The 20,230-nt window shown below is 56.0% G+C and carries 16 protein-coding genes; 15 read left to right on the forward strand and 1 reads right to left on the reverse strand.

From position 1 onward, the window contains the following. Nucleotides 1-7: 7 nt before the first annotated feature. The 13 genes from GT003_RS02735 to GT003_RS02790 all read left to right on the forward strand — a co-directional run bounded on the left by GT003_RS02735 (nt 8) and on the right by GT003_RS02790 (nt 17,089). The gene (locus tag GT003_RS02735) at nt 8-919 is read left to right on the forward strand and encodes a cation diffusion facilitator family transporter (protein WP_161694109.1); all 912 of its coding nucleotides are present in this window, start codon (nt 8-10) and stop codon (nt 917-919) included. A 53-nt stretch (nt 920-972) separates the two neighbouring features. Beyond that, nucleotides 973-3,405 (forward strand): single-stranded-DNA-specific exonuclease RecJ, encoded by a 2,433-nt coding sequence (recJ, locus tag GT003_RS02740; RefSeq protein ID WP_161694111.1) that lies wholly within the window; start codon nt 973-975, stop codon nt 3,403-3,405. Beyond that, on the forward strand, nt 3,402-3,914 hold the full coding sequence (locus GT003_RS02745; protein ID WP_161694113.1) for an adenine phosphoribosyltransferase: 513 nt from the start codon (nt 3,402-3,404) through the stop codon (nt 3,912-3,914). Before recJ ends, GT003_RS02745 begins: the two co-directional genes overlap by 4 nt. Before the next feature lie 206 nt (nt 3,915-4,120). Continuing rightward, complete coding sequence (locus GT003_RS02750) at nt 4,121-6,307, forward strand: RelA/SpoT family protein (RefSeq protein WP_161694114.1); 2,187 nt, start codon at nt 4,121-4,123, stop codon at nt 6,305-6,307. Between the two features lie 42 nt (nt 6,308-6,349). Then, nucleotides 6,350-6,793 carry a D-aminoacyl-tRNA deacylase gene (gene dtd / locus GT003_RS02755; RefSeq protein WP_161694116.1) on the forward strand — a complete coding sequence of 148 codons (444 nt, stop codon included), beginning with the start codon at nt 6,350-6,352 and terminating at the stop codon, nt 6,791-6,793. A gap of 144 nt (nt 6,794-6,937) precedes the next feature. Beyond that, complete coding sequence (locus GT003_RS32085) at nt 6,938-7,096, forward strand: hypothetical protein (RefSeq protein ID WP_170312097.1); 159 nt, start codon at nt 6,938-6,940, stop codon at nt 7,094-7,096. A 674-nt stretch (nt 7,097-7,770) separates the two neighbouring features. After that, nucleotides 7,771-9,021, forward strand: a complete 1,251-nt coding sequence (gene hisS, locus GT003_RS02760) for a histidine--tRNA ligase (RefSeq protein WP_161694118.1) — start codon at nt 7,771-7,773, stop codon at nt 9,019-9,021. A gap of 57 nt (nt 9,022-9,078) precedes the next feature. After that, nucleotides 9,079-10,893 carry an aspartate--tRNA ligase gene (gene aspS / locus GT003_RS02765; RefSeq protein ID WP_161694323.1) on the forward strand — a complete coding sequence of 605 codons (1,815 nt, stop codon included), beginning with the start codon at nt 9,079-9,081 and terminating at the stop codon, nt 10,891-10,893. Nucleotides 10,894-10,971: 78 nt separating this feature from the next. Continuing rightward, on the forward strand, nt 10,972-11,727 hold the full coding sequence (locus GT003_RS02770) for a tRNA threonylcarbamoyladenosine dehydratase (protein ID WP_161694120.1): 756 nt from the start codon (nt 10,972-10,974) through the stop codon (nt 11,725-11,727). Next, nucleotides 11,724-12,389 (forward strand): YdeI/OmpD-associated family protein, encoded by a 666-nt coding sequence (locus tag GT003_RS02775; protein ID WP_161694122.1) that lies wholly within the window; start codon nt 11,724-11,726, stop codon nt 12,387-12,389. Before GT003_RS02770 ends, GT003_RS02775 begins: the two co-directional genes overlap by 4 nt. Before the next feature lie 270 nt (nt 12,390-12,659). Continuing rightward, nucleotides 12,660-14,024, forward strand: a complete 1,365-nt coding sequence (locus GT003_RS02780; RefSeq protein ID WP_161694124.1) for an Nramp family divalent metal transporter — start codon at nt 12,660-12,662, stop codon at nt 14,022-14,024. A 148-nt stretch (nt 14,025-14,172) separates the two neighbouring features. Continuing rightward, entirely contained in the window at nt 14,173-15,477 is a 1,305-nt protein-coding gene (locus GT003_RS02785; RefSeq protein WP_161694325.1) for a replication-associated recombination protein A, read from the forward strand. Between the two features lie 274 nt (nt 15,478-15,751). Continuing rightward, nucleotides 15,752-17,089, forward strand: a complete 1,338-nt coding sequence (locus GT003_RS02790; protein WP_161694126.1) for a hemolysin family protein — start codon at nt 15,752-15,754, stop codon at nt 17,087-17,089. Nucleotides 17,090-17,184: 95 nt separating this feature from the next. Here the strand turns inward: GT003_RS02790 and mnmA are convergent, their stop codons facing one another. Beyond that, nucleotides 17,185-18,282 carry a tRNA 2-thiouridine(34) synthase MnmA gene (gene mnmA, locus GT003_RS02795; RefSeq protein WP_161694128.1) on the reverse strand — a complete coding sequence of 366 codons (1,098 nt, stop codon included), beginning with the start codon at nt 18,280-18,282 and terminating at the stop codon, nt 17,185-17,187. A 301-nt stretch (nt 18,283-18,583) separates the two neighbouring features. Between mnmA and cymR the strand changes: the two genes are divergently transcribed. After that, a complete protein-coding gene (gene cymR, locus GT003_RS02800) occupies nt 18,584-19,003 on the forward strand; it encodes a cysteine metabolism transcriptional regulator CymR (RefSeq protein WP_161694131.1) in 420 nt (139 codons plus the stop codon). A gap of 19 nt (nt 19,004-19,022) precedes the next feature. Further along, the gene (locus GT003_RS02805) at nt 19,023-20,186 is read left to right on the forward strand and encodes a cysteine desulfurase family protein (RefSeq protein ID WP_161694133.1); all 1,164 of its coding nucleotides are present in this window, start codon (nt 19,023-19,025) and stop codon (nt 20,184-20,186) included. The last annotated feature ends 44 nt before the right edge of the window (nt 20,187-20,230 follow it).

Below are 20,230 nucleotides of genomic sequence, written 5' to 3' on the forward strand. Positions count from 1 at the left end.
GGCGTCCATGACAGCGAACCAACGTTATGCCAAGGCGGAGTCTGCAGCATGGACCGGACTTATCGGCAATGTCTGCATCGCAGCGGTTAAAGCCGGGGTTGGCGTTATGGCGGGCAGCAAATCGCTGCTTGCCGATGCCTGCCGTTCGGCTTCCGAGGCAGCCGCCTCGTTTGTCTCCTTGACCGGCATCCGCCGGTGCAGACAATTCGGTACGCCCGATGCGCCCGTTCCCGCTTCACGGGGACGTTCGGAGGCTGCAACCGGCGTGCTGGCATCCCTATTGCTGATGATCGTCGGTCTCGAGATCGGAATTTCCGCCATTAAGTCGATTGCGGACGGCGTCGACGAAAGTCCAAGCTGGCCGGCGGCAGCGGTCGTCCTCGTAGTATTCATCCTGAAGGAAGTCGGCTTCTCCACGAAAGAACGGGGGATTGACTTTTACGCTTCGCTGGCTGCGCTCGTTGGCACCGGCGGCTCGATGCTCGGCCATCCGCTGGGTCTGCATCTGCTGTATTATCTCGATCCGGCTGCTTCGCTGATCATCGTCGTGATCGTGTTCAGCAGCGGTTACCGCGTCGCTTCGGCTTCGGTCATGCGCAGCCGGTTCCTGGAAGTCGAGCCTTCGGATCTATCGGAGCTCAAAGCCGTCGTTCTTCGCATGGAAGGCGTCATCGACATCGAAGTGCTTCGCGCGCGGGAGCATGGGCATTATGCGGTCGCGGAAGTGGTGATCAGCGTTAACCCGCGCATCTCGGTGCTCGAAGGCAACGAAATCGCGAAGCGCGTCCGGGAATTCCTCATGAAACGTTTCAATCACATGACGGAAGTAACCGTGCATGTCGAGCCCTATGATCCAGGCTATCCGTACAAGACAAATCACGACTCCAATCAGGAACAATTGACAACGCTACTGCAATAGCAGCAGCGTTCGTTTTTTTTGATATCAAAAATAGAAGAGAGGTGACAAGCGACTTGCTTCAATCGAAAACACGCTGGAACCTCGCATCGCTGGACGTGGAAGGCGAAGCGCGCGCAGCCGCGCTCGCCCGCTCCCTGTCCCTTACGCCGCTCGTCGCCAGACTGCTGGTGCAGCGCGGGTATGACCGCGTGGACGCCGCAAGGCAGTTTCTGGACGGCGGAGCGGAATGCCTGCACGACCCCTTTCTGCTGAAAGGGATGAAAGAAGCCGTCGATCGGATCTCGCTTGCCAGGGAACGCGGCGAGCGGATCCGCATCTATGGGGACTATGACGCGGACGGCGTATCCTCTACGACGCTGATGACCTATCTGTTTACCAGGTTGGAGTTGAATTTCGATCATTACATTCCGCATCGGACGCTCGAGGGCTATGGGTTAAACAACAAGGCGCTCGACGCAGCTGCGGAGGCTGGCGTAACCTTGATCGTCACCGTCGATACGGGTATCAGCGCGGTGGAAGAGATCGCTTATGCGGCAGGGCTTGGCATCGATGTCGTCGTCACCGACCATCATGAACCGCCGCATCAATTGCCGGCCGCTTATGCCATCGTGAATCCGAAGCAGGAAGACTGCGATTATCCGTTCAAAGGCTTGGCCGGGGTTGGCGTCGCTTTCAAGCTGGCGACGGCGCTCCTGGGTGAACCACCGCTGGAATGGACGGACGTTGTCGCGCTGGGTACGATCGCGGATCTCATGCCGCTCACGGACGAGAATCGGGTGCTCGTACGTTTCGGGCTGGAACAGCTGCGCCAATCGGACAAGCCTGGCTTCCGAGCCTTGGCCGAGGTGGGCGGCGTTGAACTGCCGGCATTGCTGGCGACGCACATCGCCTTCAGCATGGCGCCGCGAATCAATGCGGCCGGCAGACTGGAGCATGCGAATAGCGCGGTTGCCCTGCTTACCTCCGTCTCCGACGAAGAAGCGGCTGCCGGAGCGCTGCATCTCGATATCCTGAACAAAGCGCGTCAAGGGATCGTCGAAGAGATCGTGCAGCAAGCGCAAGCGATGTGGGCAGCCAAGTGCGAAGCCGCCAAGGCAGCGGGGATACGCGAGCCTTCCGTCATCGTGCTGGCCGGCGAAGGCTGGAATCCGGGCGTCGTCGGCATCGTGGCCTCCAAGATGGTCGAGAAGCATTACAAGCCGACGATCATTCTCGGCATGGATGCGGAGACAGGCAAATGCAAAGGATCCGCGCGTTCCATCGAAGGCTACGACCTGCATGCCGCGCTCACCGAATGCGAGCAGTGGCTCGATCATTACGGCGGCCATCAGGCGGCTGCGGGCATGACGTTGCACCGCGACAATTTGATGCCGTTCGAAGAGAGACTTTCGCAGCTGGCGGAAGAATGGCTGCAGGCGGACGACTGGATTCCGAAGATGACGATCGATTTGGCCTGCAAGATGGAGGATGCGACGCTGAAGGTGCGCGAGCAGCTGTCGAAGCTGGAGCCTTTCGGGGCGGGAAACGCCTCGCCGAAGCTGCTGCTCACCGGTATCACGCTTGCGGATCGCAAAACGATGGGGAAGGAGCATACCCATTTGAAGCTTGCACTCGCCGGACAAGGTAAAATGCTGGATGCCGTCGGTTTCGGTTATGGCTATCTCGCGGATCGGCTTGCCAATGGAGCGGCTGTCGAGGTTGTCGGCGAACTGGCAATCAATGAATGGAACGGTCAGCGTAAAGCGCAGTTCATGCTCAGCGATTTGCGCGTTCCTCATATTCAGCTGTTCGATAAGCGCAATGATCCGGAATGCGAGTCCTTCTCGTCGTTGGAGCGGCTGTTTGCCTCGACTGGGTTCGCTGCGGGGGCTCAGGGGGTGCTGCTCGTACCGAACGACACCTGGGCGGAAGCGGCTGAACGATCGGATCGCGTCAAGCTCCCTCCAGGATTTCGCCTATTGACATATGGCGCCCTTATAGGGCAAAGTGTACAATGTCGCCATTTGGCCGTACACGGCAAACCGCCGGCGGCCGAGATGCTGTCGAAGGCAGTGGAAGCGTGCCAAGGGCTTGAATCCGTTCACCTTCTGTATGAAGTCCGGAAGGAGCCGGGACCGTTTCCGACGCGCGAGCAATTCGGCCAGCTGTACCAGCTGCTCCGGCGCGAATGCCCGATACCGGATGCGGGCAGCCGGGAACGCTTGGCAGGGAAGCTGAGCCGTTCCGCGGCAAGCATCGACTTGATGCTGAGCGTGTTCGAGGAACTGGAATTTATCAGTCTCGCGAATGGAACGATCGAGCTTAGCGCGGTAACGGGCAAGAAGGAGCTGACGCTCTCGCGGAAATACCGCGAAGGGCGGCGTTCGGCGGAATCCGATGCCGTTCTCGGCATGCCGGTGAAGCAGTTGACGGATTGGCTTGCGGTTCAAGCCAGCATCGATCAAAATGAAGGTAACGAACAAAACGAAGGAGTCCTCCAAGCATGAACTACAAAGAACATATCCGCGTGATCCCCGATTTTCCGCAGCCGGGCATCCGTTTCAAGGACATCACGACGCTGACGAACAATGGCGTCGTATATGCAGCAGCCATCAATGAAATCAAACAAGCGATTCAAGACAAGCAGATCGATCTGATCGCGGGACCGGAAGCGCGCGGCTTCATTATCGGCGCTCCGCTCGCGGTCGCAATGGGCGTCGGGTTTGTGCCGATCCGCAAGAGCGGCAAGCTTCCGGGCGAAGTCGTCGAAGCCAGCTACGACTTGGAATACGGCAAAGACAAACTGACGATTCACAAGGATGCCATCAAGCCGGGCCAGAAGGTGCTTATCGCCGATGATTTGCTCGCGACGGGCGGAACCATTGCCACGACCATCAACTTGATCGAACAGCTCGGCGGCGAGGTCGTGGGGGCGGCATTCTTGATCGAACTCGGTTACTTGGACGGCCGCAGCAAGCTCGGAGACATCGACATTTTCTCGCTCGTCACGTATTAATAAGAACCGCCAAACGCCGGACATGGGAGCTCAAGCTTCCGTCGTCCGGCGTTCTCGATTGCGGAGGTTGACGGAAAGGCTTGAAAACAGGCATAATAATAGGAAAAACTCGGGCAATACGATCACGTCGGACCATTTCATGATTTTGAATGATTTGGAGAGCCAAGGCGCCGCGCAGACGCGTGCTTTTCCGGAAAGGGACATTCATGGGCATAGAGCAGCTACTCGATAAGGCATCAACCTATATGAAGGAACAAGACTTGGTACGGATCTCGGAAGCTTACGAATTCGCCGATCAGGCCCATCACGGGCAGGTGCGCAAATCGGGAGAACCGTATATTTTGCATCCCGTTGCCGTCGCCGAAATCCTCGTCAATATGCAGATGGACGTATTGTCGATTATTGCGGCGCTCCTTCATGATGTGGTCGAAGATACGACCGTCCCGCTGGAGGAAGTCCGCTCCCGGTTCGGCGAGGCATGCGCTGCCGTCGTGGATGGGCTTACCAAGCTGGAGAAGATCCAGTTCCGCTCCAAAGAAGAGCAGCAGAACGAGAATTACCGCAAAATGTTCGTCGCGATGGCGCAGGATATGCGGGTCATTCTGATCAAGCTGGCCGACCGGCTGCACAATATGCGCACGCTGAAATATCAATCCGAAGAAGCGCAGCGCCGGATCGCGTACGAGACGCTCGAGATCTTCTGTCCGATCGCGCATCGGCTCGGTATTTCCGCGATCAAATGGGAGATGGAGGACATCGCCCTCCGATACTTGAATCCGCAGCAGTATTACCGCATCGCCAATCTGATGAAGAAGAAGCGCGCGGAGCGGGAGCAGTATATCGACGACGTTATCGGCCGCATTCGCGAGAAGCTGGACGATATGGGCATCGATGGCGATATCTCCGGCCGTCCGAAGCATATTTATAGCATTTACAAGAAGATGACCGCGCGCAGCAAGCAATTCAACGAGATTTACGACCTGCTCGCGATCCGCATCATCGTTGAGAATATCAAAGATTGTTACGCCACGCTCGGCATCATCCACACGCTGTGGAAGCCGATGCCGGGCCGCTTCAAGGACTATATCGCCATGCCGAAGGCGAATATGTACCAATCGCTGCATACGACCGTCATCGGTCCGACCGGCGAACCGACGGAAGTGCAAATCCGTACGTGGGAGATGCATAAGACGTCCGAGTTCGGTATCGCCGCCCACTGGGCGTATAAGGAAGGCGGCGTCGTCCCGAGCGGATCGTTCGAGGATAAAATGACGCTGTTCCGGGAAATCATCGAGCTGCAGCATGAAGCGAGCGATGCCTCGGAATTTGTCGAATCGCTCAAGATGGATTTCTTCTCCGACCTTGTTTTCGTGTTTACGCCGAAGGGCGAGGTGTTCGAGCTTCCGGCCGGCGCCGTGCCACTCGATTTTGCTTACCGCATTCATACGGAGGTCGGCAACCGAACGATCGGCTCCAAGGTCAATGGCCGCATCGTGCCGCTCGATTATAAGCTGAAGACCGGCGATATCGTGGAGATCCTGACCTCCAAGCATTCGTACGGACCGAGCCAGGATTGGGTCAAAATCGCGCAGTCTTCGCATGCGCGGAGCAAGATCAAGCAGTGGTTCAAGAAAGAACGCCGCGAAGAGAACGTCATCAAAGGCCGGGACGCGATCGAGCGCGAGCTGAAGCGTCTCGGACTCGAACCGTCGAGCTTCATGTCGGATGCCCAGCTGCAGGAAGCAGCCTATAAATATACCTTCAACGATATCGACGATATGCTGTCTGCGGTCGGATTCGGGGGCATTACCGCCGCTCAAATTTGCACCAAGCTGACGGAGAAGATGCGCAAGGAAGCCGAAGAGGCTAATCAAATCGAGCTGACGAGCGAAATGAAGGAAGTCGTAAAGTCGTCGCCTTCCATGCGCAAGACGCGTCCGACGCACGGCGTTTCCGTTAAAGGCGTGGATAACCTGCTCGTCCGTTTCGCGCGATGCTGCAACCCGGTGCCGGGAGATACCATTGTCGGCTATATAACTCGCGGCCGCGGCGTATCGGTTCACCGAGCGGATTGCACCAACCTGACGTCAAGCGCCGACGGCGAGGAAGCTGCGCGCATGATCGAAGTGGAGTGGGAAGAGTCGGTTGAGGCGAACTACAGCGTCGATATCGAAATTACGGGCCATGACCGCTCAGGTCTGCTGAACGAAGTGCTCCAGGCCGTATCGGAGATCAAGACGAACATATCGGAAGTGTCCGCCCGTTCGGATAAGAATAAGCTGGCGATGATTCATATGACGGTGCTCATTCGCAACATCGAGCATCTGCAATCTGTCGTGGAGCGCATCAAGCGGGTCAAGGATATCTATTCCGTTCACCGTATCATGCAATAACGAAATTGCGAATTCAGATCATGCAGGGGAGCAAGAAGCATCATGAAAGTGGTCGTGCAGCGCAGCAAGGAAGCCTACGTCGTTGTAGAAGGCGAGAAGGTCGGTACCATCGACCAAGGTCTCGTTCTGCTTGTCGGCATCACGCATGAGGATACGGAAGCCGATATTCGGTGGATGGCCGACAAGATCGCAGGCTTGCGTATTTTCGAGGACGACAGCGGGAAAATGAATTTGTCCGTGACGGATATCGGAGGGGCAATCCTGTCCGTCTCCCAGTTTACGCTCTACGGCGATTGCCGCAAGGGGCGCCGACCGAACTTCATGGCGGCTGCGAGGCCGGAGCAAGCCGAGACGTTGTACGATGGATTCAACAATGCGCTCCGCCGGCTGAACCTTCGCGTAGAGACAGGCAAGTTCGGAGCGATGATGGACGTATCCTTTACCAACTGGGGACCGGTCACGCTGATCATCGACAGCAAAACCTAGCGTCGAGAATAGAAGGGCGGCATTCATGCCGTCCTTTTTCGTTTTGAAAGATCCGAATCGGGGCACACTAGAGCGGACAACACCGAGTTGGCAGCCGGGCAAACAGGTTCGCGCAGCGCGGTAATAGTGGAGGTCGAATGCGGAATGCATCAATCGCGTAAAGAGCAAGGACTCGAGAGGACGTCCAGGCGGCTGTTGAACGCCGATCGCCAAGAGGCGATTATGCTGGCAAGAGAGGAATCGAACATCGAGGCGGGCGGGGAACTAGGCAGAGCGGCGGCAATACCGAGGAAGACGCCGTAAGAAAGAAGCTGTAAGAAAAAAGCTCTAAGAAAGAAGCTCTAAGAAAGAAGCTGTAAGAAAGAAGCTCTAGGAAAGAATCTCTAAGAAGACATGCTGGAAGGGAAGAAGCTGTATGAGTCGTGTAAGAAATCGCTTTATTTTTTGTAATGAAACTGTAACTTATTTTCAATGATTCTCTAACATGCTAAGCCTATAATAGACCTCGACCCCCTTTTTTGAATATATTATTGATGGACCTACAACTCGTTTGTAGGTTTTTTTCTGTCCGGATGAAGCCGTGCCTGTTTTTTTCGGGCGGATGTATATTGACAGGACAAAACTGGAATGATAGAATATACGAAATAATGTGTCGATCCGTTGATAGGACAGTTTCGCTCTACCTGCACCGATTCAGAGATGGATTCCTTGGCTGTAAGAATCCTCGGCGTGCTTGAGCGAACGGACCTCCTGGAGGACATACGGCGAACCTGCAGCTGAAGTCACGCGCTCAGTAGCCGTATTGCGTAGCCGGGCGTTAACCGGGTAAAGCGAAATGAACGCGATACGGCGGGCGTTTCGGAATGTGGGTGGTACCACGATTGCTTTGTACATGACAAGCTCTCGTCCCTTTTGCCTGAACAAGGCGGAGGGCGGGAGCTTTTTTTGAATTTCGATTGTTTAAGGAGGAAGCTGCAATGGCCTTTCAGAAGCCACCGGGCACGCAGGATTTTTTGCCGGGCGCCGTTGAGAAATGGCAATTCGTCGAGCGCGTCGCGCGCGATATTTGCCGGCGGTTCAATTTTCGCGAGATCCGCACCCCGATATTCGAGATGACGGAATTGTACAAACGGGGCGTCGGAGAGACGACGGATATCGTCGAGAAAGAAATGTATACCTTCACCGACCGCGGCGACCGCAGCTTGACGCTTCGTCCGGAAGGCACGGCTGGCGCCGTCCGCGCTTACGTGGAGAACAAGCTGTACGGTGAGCCGGATCTGACGAAGCTGTATTATATCGGTCCGATGTTCCGCTATGAGCGTCAGCAGGCTGGGCGGTACAGGCAGTTCCACCAGTTCGGCATAGAAGCGCTCGGCGCGGTCGATCCTTCGCTGGATGCAGAAGTGATTGCCCTCGGGTATGCGTTCTATACGGAGGTCGGTTTGAAGGACGTTCGGGTGGAAATCAATTCGGTCGGCACGCCTGCGGTTCGCGCTGCATTCCGGGAGCGACTGCTGGCTTTCCTCGAGCCGAAGCGCGAAATTCTCTGCAAGGACTGCCAGTCCCGCATGGACCGCAATCCGCTTCGGGTATTGGACTGCAAGGTGGACCAGCATCACTTCGAAGGGGCGCCTTCCATATTGGACAGTCTCGACGAAGAATGCCGGACACACTTCGAAGCGCTGCAGGGGCATCTAACGGGCATGAACATTCCGTATGTCATTAATCCTCGCCTGGTACGCGGTCTTGACTACTACACGCATACGGCGTTCGAATACAAGGCGGAAGGCATCGGGGCAATCGATACGATCGGCGGCGGGGGCCGATATAACGGCCTCGTGGCCGACATCGGCGGACCGGATCAACCGGGCGTCGGCCTCGGCCTCGGTCTCGAGCGAACCGTCATGCTGCTGGAGAGCCAAGGCGCGCAGCTGGACAATCTGCATCAAGTCGATGTGTACATGGTCGCATTAGGCGAAGCGGCGGATCGCGAAGTGACTCGACTGCTGCATGGCTTGCGCATGCGCGGCATCGCCGCCGAGCGGGATTACCAAGGGCGCAAGATGAAGGCGCAGATGAAGTCGGCCGACAGACTGCAAGCGCGGTTTACGGCTATTCTCGGCGACGACGAGCTGGAGCGGGGAGAAATCACCCTCAAGCATATGGCAACGGGCGAGCAGAAGCTCGTGTCGCTGGAAGCGCTGGCCGACGCGATCATCGGCGACTAAGCCGGATGAGATGAATACCATTCATTTACTTATAAAAGGAGTCGAATAATCATGACGATGCTCAAAACGCATGCATGCGGAACACTTACGAAATCTGAAGTGGGCCAAACCGTAACACTGAATGGCTGGGTACAGCGCCGCCGCGACCTTGGCGGAGTGATGTTCATCGACCTTCGCGACCGTACGGGAATCGTACAAATCGTCTTCAACCCGGACTTCTCCGGCGACGCGCTTGCGATCGCGGACCGCGCGCGCAACGAGTACGTGTTGGCTGTTCGCGGCCAAGTCGTGGAGCGCGACGCCGAGACGGTCAACACGAATATCGCGACGGGCGAGATTGAAATCCGCGTGACAGAGATCGAGATCATGAACGCGGCGAAGACGCCTCCGTTCCCGATCGAAGACGGCGTCGAAGTCGACGAATCGCTGCGTTTGAAATACCGTTACTTGGATCTGCGCCGTCCGGAAATGCAGAAGACGCTGCTGCTTCGCTCGAAAGCGGCAAAAGTATTCCGCGACTACCTCGACGGTCAAGGCTTCATCGACGTGGAAACGCCGATTCTGACGAAGAGCACGCCGGAAGGCGCGCGCGATTACCTCGTGCCGAGCCGCGTGCATCCGGGCGAATTCTTCGCGCTGCCGCAGTCGCCGCAAATCTTCAAGCAGCTGCTGATGGTCAGCGGCTTGGAACGTTACTATCAAATCGCGCGCTGCTTCCGCGACGAAGATCTTCGCGCCGACCGTCAGCCGGAATTTACGCAGGTCGACATCGAGACGTCCTTCTTGTCGCAGGACCAGCTGCTCGAACTGTTGGAAGAGCTCGTTGCGAAGCTGTTCCTTGAAACGGTCGGCGTAGAGATTCCGCGTCCGTTCCAACGGATTACGCATGCGGATGCCATGAACAAGTACGGCTCCGATAAGCCGGACCTGCGTTTCGGCATGGAAATGGAAGATATCACGGATATCGTAGCCGCGAGCGACGTGAAAGTATTCGCGTCCGTATCGGCCAGCGGCGGCGTCGTGAAGGCGCTGAACGCCAAGGGCTGCGCGAGCTGGAGCCGCAAGGAGCTTGACGACCTGCAGCCGTTCGCTGCGCGTTACGGCGGCAAAGGCTTGGCATGGGTAACGGTGAAGGAAGGCGAATGGCGCGGTCCGATCGTGAAATTCTTCAAGCCGGAAGAAATCGCTGCCATGACGGAGCGCCTCGGCGTCGAGGAAGGCGACTTGCTGCTCTTCTCCGCCGACAAGAAGAAAGTCGTCGCGGACGTACTAGGCAACCTGCGCCTGAAGATCGGCAAGCAGCTTGGCCTGATCGACGAATCCAAGTTCAAGCTGGAGTGGGTCGTGGACTTCCCGCTGCTTGGCTACGACGAAGAAGCCAAACGTTATGTGGCGGAACACCATCCGTTCACGCGTCCGAACGACGACGACGTGGCGCTGTTCGAGACGAATCCGGGGGAGATCCGCGCGCAAGCGTACGACTTGGTCCTGAACGGCTACGAAGTGGGCGGCGGCTCCATGCGGATCTACAAGCGCGACGTGCAAGAGATGATGTTCAAGGCACTCGGCTTCTCGCTGGAAGAAGCGCATGAGAAGTTCGGCTTCCTGCTGGACGCGTTCGATTACGGCACGCCTCCGCACGGCGGGTTCGCATTCGGATTCGACCGTCTGGTCATGCTGCTTGCGGGCCGCACGAACCTACGCGAGACGATCGCGTTCCCTAAGACGGCAAGCGCGACGGACTTGCTGAGCGATGCGCCTTCCGAGGTGGATATCTCGCAGCTGCAGCAGCTTCACATCCGTACGATTCAGAAGGCAGCCAAACAGCCGGAGGCAGCCGCCGCGGGCGCTGCTCCCGCACCGCAAAACTAAACCATTCCCGGCTTTCGTCCCCTATCAGGCGGGCGGAAGCCGGATTCGTTATTATCGCCCAAGGAGGTGGAATGAAGCATGCTGCATCAATTTTCCCGTACGGAACTGGCTATCGGCCAGGAGGGATTGGATATCATGAAGAAGAGCACCGTAGCGGTGCTCGGCATTGGCGGCGTCGGGGCCATCGCGGCGGAAGCGCTGGCACGTACCGGCATCGGACGCATTATTCTGATCGACAAGGACGTCGTCGATATTACGAACATTAACCGCCAGATTCATGCGCTGACGACGACTGTGGGCCAGCCGAAGGCGGATCTGATGCGCGATCGGATTAAGTTGATCAACCCCGATTGCGACGCGATTTCGCTGCGGATGTTTTATACCGAGGAGACCTACGAGAAGCTGTTCGAATACGAATTGGATTATGTCGTCGATGCATCCGATACGATCATTTATAAAGTCCACCTCATCAAACAATGCCTGGAGCGCAGCATTCCCGTTATCTCGAGCATGGGGGCCGCGAACAAGATGGACCCGTCGAGATTCCAAATCGCGGATATTTCCAAGACGTCGATGGACCCCGTCGCTCGCGTCGTTCGGCAGAAGCTGCGCAAGGAAGGCATCAAGAAAGGCGTGAAGGTCGTCTTCTCCACCGAGGAACCGATGAAACCGCGCGAGGATGTCACGCAGCGGATCGTACCCGATAACGCGCCTGATATCCGTAAGGCACAGCAGCCGCCTGCCAGCAACGCGTTCGTTCCGCCCGTGGCGGGACTGATCATGGTGGGCGCCGTCGTAAAAGATTTGCTTGCAGCAGGAGGCCAACCGATATGAACGTAGAATTGATGAACAAACTAAGACTTTCGCTGGAAATGCGGATCGCGCTGCTCGAAGCGCCCGACGACTCCTACAAGGAAGCGCTCGGTGCCGAGAATGCCGAACCGTTCAGCGAGATGGATGCCGGCACTTACGATTTCGTGATGCTGTTTGCCAAGAATATCAAGAGCTTGACCGAGCATGCGCCCAAAGCGCTGAAGGCCGTGAAGAAGGACGGGCTCCTCTGGATCTGCTATCCGAAGGGCACTTCCAAGATCAGAACCGACATCAACCGCGACCGCGGCTGGAGAGTGGTCAAGGACGAGGGCTGGGAGGGCGTATCGCTGGTGTCCGTCGACGACACATGGTCGGCTATGCGTTTCCGTCCCGTCGGCATGGTGCAGACGAGCGCAAGGGCGAGCCGCGCTGCGGATGCCAGCCGAACGGCGGGTACGACATTGGTAAAGGAGCTCGTTATTCCGGATGACGTAAAGGCGGCGCTGGCCAAGGAGCCGGAAGCGGAATCGTTCTTCGCGGACCTTGCGCAGTCGCATCGCAAAGAGTATATTCGCTGGATTAACGAAGCGAAGCAGGAAGTGACGCGGGCCAAGCGGATAAGCGAGATGACGGCGAAGCTGCAGCAGCAGCTGAAGCGTCCATCGGACAAGCCGCAAGGATAACCAACATTTATTCAACGATAGCAGGCTGATCGGATCGAGGCATCATCGATTCCGGCGGCCTGTTTTTTGCGTTTTTATGTTCGTATTGATTTTTTCTTTGTCTGGGCCATCAAATTTGTCCCAGTCAACAAAAGTTGCCTTTGACAAACTTTTTTGGAGGTGTACAATGAAAATAGGAAACAATGGTTTCATGCCTGCATATTTGTAGGTATTAACTGATTACCTTCACGACAGATTAACTTAACGACGAATACGAAGAGGTGAAAGGCAATGAGCACCAATCAGCCTGCAGCTGCACCAGCTGCGCCAGCTGCCCAAGAAAGCGGCTGGCGACAATCGAGAACTCAAAGTTCGCTCCCTGAGGTTTACCGTTCGATGAAAATTCCGAAACACGGTTCATGGTTTCGTAAATTTCTCGCATTCGCGGGTCCGGGCTATTTGGTCGCCGTAGGTTACATGGATCCCGGCAACTGGGCGACGGATCTGGCCGGCGGATCGAAATTCGGCTATTCGCTGCTCGCCGTCATCTTGCTCTCCAATCTTATGGCGATCCTGCTTCAAGCCCTGGCCGGCAAGCTCGGTATCGTTACGGGCCGCGATCTTGCACAGGCTTGCAAGGATCATTACAGCAAACCCGTCGCGATGGGCTTGTGGGTGCTGTGCGAGCTGGCGATCGCCGCTTGCGACCTCGCCGAAGTCATCGGGTCGGCGATCGCCTTGAATCTGCTGTTCGGCATACCGCTGGTAGCCGGGGTCATCTTGACCGTGCTGGACGTTCTCCTCGTGCTGCTACTGCAAAATAAAGGATTCCGATTCATTGAATCGCTCGTTATCGTACTTATCGTCACGATCGGGGGCTGCTTCCTGATCGAGATGTTCTGGTCCCAGCCTGCGATGGGCGAGGTCATGCAAGGCTTCATACCGACCGGGCAAATCGTCTCGGACCCGACGATGCTCTACATCGCCATCGGCATCTTGGGCGCAACCGTCATGCCGCATAATTTGTATTTGCACTCATCCATCGTTCAAACCAGGCAATATGACCAAACCGAGCTCGGCAAACGCCAAGCGATCAAATACGCGACCTGGGATTCCACCATCGCATTGTTCTTCGCCTTGTTCATCAATGCGGCCATTCTGATCATCGCGGCTTCGACGTTCCATACGTCGGGACACACGGACGTCGCGGAGATCCAGGATGCTTATCATCTGCTGTCGCCGATGCTGGGAACGGCCGCGGCGAGCGTCTTGTTCGGCGTCGCGCTGCTGGCTTCCGGGCAGAACTCCACGCTGACGGGCACGCTTGCGGGCCAGATCGTCATGGAGGGCTTCCTGAACCTGAGGCTCAAGCCATGGCTGAGACGATTGATCACCCGGATGATCGCGGTCGTTCCTGCCGTCATCGTCACCTGGCTGTACGGAGCCAAAGGCACGACGGATCTGCTCATTCTAAGCCAAGTCATTCTGTCTTTGCAGCTGTCCTTCGCGGTTATTCCGCTCGTGAAGTTTACGAGCGACAAGAAGAAAATGGGCGTCTTCGCCAATAAAATGTGGATGAAGATATTGGCTTGGTTCGTGGCGGTCGTCATTGCAGGGCTCAATATTTACTTGCTGTATCAGACGTTTACCGGTTGATCGAACGGAATCAAATAGGCATCGTTTGAAGCCCTCCCGAAGGAGTCCCCTCCAGCGGAGAGGGCTTCTTGCGTCTTCCCGTCAGCATGGCGAACGTGTGTGCTAGTATGATATGATGAACTTTGATTGGGAAAGGAACGGGATGGAAATGGACTTGTTTACCTATCATCAGGAAGAAGAACAGCCTAAAGCGAAATTGCTTGCGGACCGCATGCGTCCGCAAACGATCGATGAATATATCGGACAGCGCGAAGTCGTCGGACCGGGCAAGCTGCTGAGAAGGGCGATCGAAGGCGACCAAGTGTCCTCGATCCTTCTCTACGGCCCGCCGGGGTGCGGCAAAACGACGCTTGCGCATATCATATCCAAACGCACGCAAGGGGATTTCGTCAAATTAAACGCGGTCGATGCTTCCGTGAAGGACGTCCGCGCCGTGATCGACCAAGCGAAGATGACCAAGTCCATGTACGGGCGCAAAACGATTCTTTTCCTGGACGAGGTCCATCGGTTCAATTCTTCCAGGCAGGACGCGCTTCTCCCTGCCGTGGAACAGGGAATCATCGTCTTCATCGGCGCGACGACGGAAAACCCGTTTCATTACGTGAACGGAGCGCTGCTATCGCGGTCGACCTTGTTTCAATTGGAGTCCCTGACGCGGGAGGATGCGCTGGAAGCGATGCGGCGCGCATTGACGGATTCCGTGCGGGGACTGGGATTCATGAAGCTGAACGTCGCGGAAGAAGCGCTGCAGCATATCGCGAGCATGGCCGGAGGGGATATACGCAGAGCGCTCAATGCGCTGGAGCTGGCAGCCGTGACGACGCCTTCGCAGCCGGACGGCAGCGTCGAGGTGACGCTGGAGGTCGCCGAGGAATCGATCCGCAAGCCGACGATTCGCGCCGACGAATCCACGCAGTACGACATTCTTTCCGCCTTCCACAAAAGCGTGCGAGGCTCAAGCGACGCCGCGTTGTTCTGGTTCCTCTACGCCGTCGAGAAGCTGGGCATGGATCCCATGACCTTCGTCCGGCGGCTGATCGTGGCCTGCAGCGAGGATATCGGGCTTGCCAATCCGCAAGCCATGGTTCAAGCCGTCGCCGCGATGGACGCCTATCATAAGATCGGCTGGCCGGAAGCCAAGTACAACATCGCCCAGGCCATTCTGTTCGCCGTGGAAAGTCCCAAATCCAATGCTGCCGCAGTCGCGATCGGCAGCGTCATGCAGGCGATCGAAAGCTTGGGCTCGGCGGAGGTGCCGCTTCACCTTCGGGACACGCATTACAGCGGTGCCGAACGGCTGGGCCATGTCGGTTATCAGTACCCTCATGATTTCCCGGGCCACTACGTGAAGCAGGTTTATTTGCCCGAACGAATCGCCCATAAGAAGTTCTATAAGGCCACGGAGCAAGGGATGGAAGATAAAATTCGCCAAAACCAAGAGCGGAGAAAATAGCCTCTTTCGCTTATAAAAAGCAAGATCGGTAGCAGGAGCTCGAAAACAGCGCATAAAGGCCGACCATCGCGGAATAAACATGAGTAAAACCCGAATACGGGCCAGAAGGTGGGATGGCGGCATTTGACGGAAAGAGACGACATCGTCTAATGTAGTATTATAAAAGAAATTTATAATTTTTATTCCCTGAAGGAGGTGCACCTGTTGGTCGTGATTGCGGCTTTAGGCGCGAACGGCAAACAGGGAATCGTTGAATAGTGACCCGTTACCCATAATGTGGAGCATCTTGCTCATCTTGGTGCTCGTCTTTTTGAACGGATTTTTCGTTGCCGCTGAATTTGCCATGGTTAAAGTAAGAAGCAGCCGAATCGACACGCTCGTCCAGGACGGCAATCGCCGGGCGCGCTTCGCGTCCGCGCTGACGACGAATTTGGATGCTTATCTGTCGGCCTGCCAGCTTGGCATCACACTCGCATCGCTCGGACTCGGCTGGGTGGGGGAGCCTACCATATCGCATATCATTGAGCCGATTCTCGAAAAAATGCATTTCAGTCCAGTCGCTATCTCGACGATATCGTTTATTATCGCTTTTTCCGTCATTACCGTTTTTCATATCGTGCTTGGCGAGCTTGCTCCCAAGACTTATGCGATTCGTAAAGCCGAGAACGTAACGTTGTGGACGGCTCTCCCGCTGATCGTGTTTCATAAAGTGATGTACCCGTTCATTTATCTCTTGAACGGCATGGCGAACCGAATGCTGATGAGCGTCGGAATCGAACCTGCCGCCGAGCATGAGTCTGCGCACACGGAAGAAGAAATCCGCATTCTCATGAAGGAAAGCCACAAATCCGGACTCATCGATAATACAGAGCTTACACTGGTCGATAATATATTCGATTTTGCCGAGACGCATGCCAGGGAGATCATGATTCCGCGCACCGAGATGATCTGTCTGTACGCGAACCTGTCGTTCGAAGAGAACCAGGCGATCGCCCTGAAGGAAATGCACACCCGCTATCCCGTATGCGACAAGGACAAAGACAACATTATCGGCTTTATTCATATAAAAGATTTGTTGAAAGTAACGCACCAGGGCGTTCATGACATTCGTCATATTACCCGTTCCATGACGACGGTGCCGGATTCGATGCATATCAGCACGCTGCTCAAGCTGATGCAGAAGAAGAAGACGCAGATCGCCATCCTCATCGACGAGTACGGCGGCACGTCGGGTCTTGTCACCTTGGAAGATATCATGGAAGAAATCGTCGGCGAGATCCAGGATGAATTCGACGAGGAACGCGCGGATATCGAACCAAGGGAAGACGGCAGCCACTCCATTAACGGAATGATGCTCATCGAAGAGGTGAACAGTTACTTCGGCACGGAGATCGAAAGCGACGATTACGATACGATCGGCGGCTGGATGTATGCGCAGATCGAGAATCCGCCTTCCGAAGGACAGCGGATCGTGCATCCCGTCGGCTTCGAGTTTACGATCGAGGAAACCGATCATTTGCGCATCTCGCGCATTCAGCTTCGCAAGCGGACGGTCGAGGAAGTCGAAGAAGAATTGCTGCTGGAAACCGAGGTCCAGGCAGAGACCGGCTGAATCCGCAGGCGTTGAACGTCGACGCGGAATAGCATGCGAAAATAAACAAGAGGCGTTCGATATCAATCGAACGCCTCTTGTTATATGTTTAAGTCTTATTTCAGGACGACATCGATCGTACCGCCGCCGAGGCAGACGTCACCGTCGAAGAAGACGACGGCCTGTCCGGGCGTGATCGCTTTCTGCTGCTGCAGGAACGCGACGTCGGCTGTGGATCCGTCAGGCCGGAAGGTCACCGTAACCTGCTGATCCGGCTGACGGTAACGGAATTTCGCCGTGCACGTGAAATTGCCTTCCGGCTTCACCGGCGAGATCCAGTTGATTCCGGTTGCCGTGAGTCCCGTCGAATACAAGCTGGGATGCGCGTCGCCTTGAACGACGTAGAGGATGTTTTCCTTTAAGTCTTTATCGGCGACGAACCATGGTTCCCCGCTTCCTGAACCGCCGATGCCTAAGCCTTGCCGCTGTCCAAGGGTATAGTACATGAGGCCGTCATGGCGGCCTTTCGTTTCCCCGGTGACGATATCGACCATCGGGCCCGGCTGCGCGGGAAGATAGCCGCTCAGGAATTGCTTGAAGTTGCGTTCGCCGATGAAGCAAACGCCGGTGCTGTCTTTCTTCTTGGCGGTCGCAAGGCCGAATTCCTCGGCGATCCTTCTGACCTCCGGTTTCGGAAGATGACCGATCGGGAACATGGCCTTGGCCAGCTGGTCCTGGCGCAGGGCGTGCAGGAAGTACGTTTGATCCTTGCCGGCGTCCACGCCGCGGAGCAGCTTCGATTCGCCGTCCGCGATTCGCTCCAGGCGGGCATAGTGGCCGGTGGCCAAATAATCGGCGCCAAGCTCCAGCGCTTTCTGCAGAAAATCGCCGAACTTAATTTCGCGGTTGCACATGACATCCGGATTCGGCGTGCGGCCGTTCCGGTATTCGTCCAGGAAGTAGGCGAACACTTTGTCATGATACGCTTTCTCGAAATTAACCGTATAATAAGGGATGCCGATTTGATCGCAGACGCGGCGCACGTCTTCCGCATCTTCTTCGGCCGTGCAATGGCCGAATTCATCCGTGTCGTCCCAGTTTTTCATGAAGATGCCGATCACGTCGTACCCTTGCTGTTTGAGCAGCAAAGCGGTTACGGACGAATCGACGCCGCCCGACATGCCGACGACGACGCGAGTATTGGAATTGCTCATAAAATGTCCACCACCTTGAATGTCAGCCCCATTCCAATGATAAGGAGGGGAAAGGGCGCTTAAGTTTTTATTGTAGCACACTTTAACCGGTCACTTCCAAACCGATTTTCATGAAAGTGTCATCGTTTTATCAACAATTTGTTGCGCGGTTATGTTAACATAGATATGATATGGGAATACCATGAATTGTAATCTATTAAGAAGAAACGCCTTCCGTCGTTCAGAAAGACGGCGATCGCGTTTGTTCTCAGGCAGCGACCTTAAATAAGATTTCGTTTTCGTCGGAGAAGAGGTGCTCGAATTGAAAATTTCTACTAAGGGCCGTTATGGGCTTACGATTATGATGGAGCTGGCCGCTAAATTCGGAGAAGGTCCCACATCATTGAAGAGCATTGCTGAGCGCAACCAGCTCTCGGAGCATTACTTGGAGCAGCTGATCGCCCCGCTCAGAAATGCTGGTCTCGTGAAGAGTATTCGCGGCGCCTATGGCGGTTATATCCTGTCGAAGGAACCGCAGTCGATTACGTCCGGCGATGTCATCCGTATTTTGGAGGGACCGATTTCGCCCGTTGATTTTACGGAAGAAGACGATCCGGCCAAACGCAACCTGTGGCTTCGAATCCGCAACAGCATTGCGGAAGTGCTGGACTCGACGACGCTTGCGGACCTCGTAACGTACAAGGAAGAGGTTCAGCAGGACTCTTACATGTTCTATATTTAAGGATTTAAGGATGATTGCCATGGAACGGATTTATTACGATCATGCGGCCACGTCGCCGATGCACCCCGATGCAGCCGCGGCGATGATGGACGTGTATACCGGAACGGTAGGCAATGCTTCGAGCATTCACGGCAATGGCCGTTCGGCCAGAGGCCTGCTCAATCGTTCCCGTGACCTTATTGCCGGCGGCATCGGCTGCACGGCGGCAGAGCTCGTGTTCACGAGCGGTGGAACGGAGAGCGACAATATGGCCATCATCGGTGTCGCAAGGGCCGCGCGAAAACGCGGCAAGTCCCATATTATAACGCTTGCGACCGAGCATCACGCTGTTCTCCATGCCTGCGAATCTCTTGAAAGCGAAGGGTTTCGATTGTCCGTGCTGCCGGTGAACGAGCAGGGTACCGTTAATGTTCAACATATTGCGGATGCCATCGCGGACGATACGGCGCTGATTAGCGTCATGTATGTCAACAACGAGACCGGAACGATTCAGCCGATCGCGGAGATCGGCGAACTCGCCCGGTCTAGAGGCGTTCTTTTTCATGTCGATGCCGTTCAGGCGCTCGGCGTGCTGCCCATCGATCTTCGCAGCCTGCCTGTCGATCTTATGAGCTTCTCCGCCCATAAGATCAACGGGCCGCAAGGCGTAGGCGCTTTATTCGTGCGCAAAGGGACGGTGCTCGTGCCATTGCTTCACGGGGGCTCCCAGGAGCGGAAGCGCAGACCAGGCACCGAGAACGTTGCCGGCATCGCAGCATTCGCCGCTGCGTTTGAACATTCTGTGAATTCGCTCGCGAATCGGAAACCTTTGTTGGACAAGCTTCGTTATACATGGATAGAACGGATGATTGACCTATTCGGCGAAGAGCATGTGGTCGTTAACGGCCACCCGGCGGCAAGCGAGGCAAGCGCCTCTCATATCGTGAATCTCAGCTTTCCGGGCATCAGCTCGGAGACGATGCTGATGAATTTGGATTTGGCCGGCATTGCGGCTTCCAGCGGTTCGGCCTGCACGGCCGGCGCGCTCGAGCCTTCCCATGTGCTGGAGGCCATGGGGATCTCGCGGGAGCGATTGGAATCTGCTGTAAGGTTTAGCTTCGGTTTGGGAAATACTATGGAGGAACTCGAATGCGCGGCAAAAAAAATTGCAACCTTTACGAGCCGCATTCGTACTAATGCCTAGGAGGCTTTGCCAAATTGCTGCGATTACAGCATCTGATTGGACTG

The organism is Paenibacillus sacheonensis (assembly GCF_009909195.1).
GTDB classification, from domain to species: Bacteria; Bacillota; Bacilli; order Paenibacillales; family Paenibacillaceae; genus Paenibacillus_Z; species Paenibacillus_Z sacheonensis.

Coding starts and splice junctions, on each gene's coding strand:
- dtd (WP_161694116.1), top strand. CDS start 6,350: ATGAAAGTGGTCGTGCAGCGCAGCAAGGAAGCCTACGTCGTTGTAGAA.
- aspS (WP_161694323.1), top strand. CDS start 9,079: ATGCTCAAAACGCATGCATGCGGAACACTTACGAAATCTGAAGTGGGC.
- GT003_RS02775 (WP_161694122.1), top strand. CDS start 11,724: ATGAACGTAGAATTGATGAACAAACTAAGACTTTCGCTGGAAATGCGG.
- hisS (WP_161694118.1), top strand. CDS start 7,771: ATGGCCTTTCAGAAGCCACCGGGCACGCAGGATTTTTTGCCGGGCGCC.
- GT003_RS02735 (WP_161694109.1), top strand. CDS start 8: ATGACAGCGAACCAACGTTATGCCAAGGCGGAGTCTGCAGCATGGACC.
- GT003_RS02780 (WP_161694124.1), top strand. CDS start 12,660: ATGAGCACCAATCAGCCTGCAGCTGCACCAGCTGCGCCAGCTGCCCAA.
- GT003_RS02750 (WP_161694114.1), top strand. CDS start 4,121: ATGGGCATAGAGCAGCTACTCGATAAGGCATCAACCTATATGAAGGAA.
- GT003_RS02790 (WP_161694126.1), top strand. CDS start 15,752: ATGTGGAGCATCTTGCTCATCTTGGTGCTCGTCTTTTTGAACGGATTT.
- GT003_RS32085 (WP_170312097.1), top strand. CDS start 6,938: ATGCATCAATCGCGTAAAGAGCAAGGACTCGAGAGGACGTCCAGGCGG.
- mnmA (WP_161694128.1), bottom strand. CDS start 18,282: ATGAGCAATTCCAATACTCGCGTCGTCGTCGGCATGTCGGGCGGCGTC.
- GT003_RS02770 (WP_161694120.1), top strand. CDS start 10,972: ATGCTGCATCAATTTTCCCGTACGGAACTGGCTATCGGCCAGGAGGGA.
- GT003_RS02745 (WP_161694113.1), top strand. CDS start 3,402: ATGAACTACAAAGAACATATCCGCGTGATCCCCGATTTTCCGCAGCCG.
- GT003_RS02785 (WP_161694325.1), top strand. CDS start 14,173: ATGGACTTGTTTACCTATCATCAGGAAGAAGAACAGCCTAAAGCGAAA.
- GT003_RS02805 (WP_161694133.1), top strand. CDS start 19,023: ATGGAACGGATTTATTACGATCATGCGGCCACGTCGCCGATGCACCCC.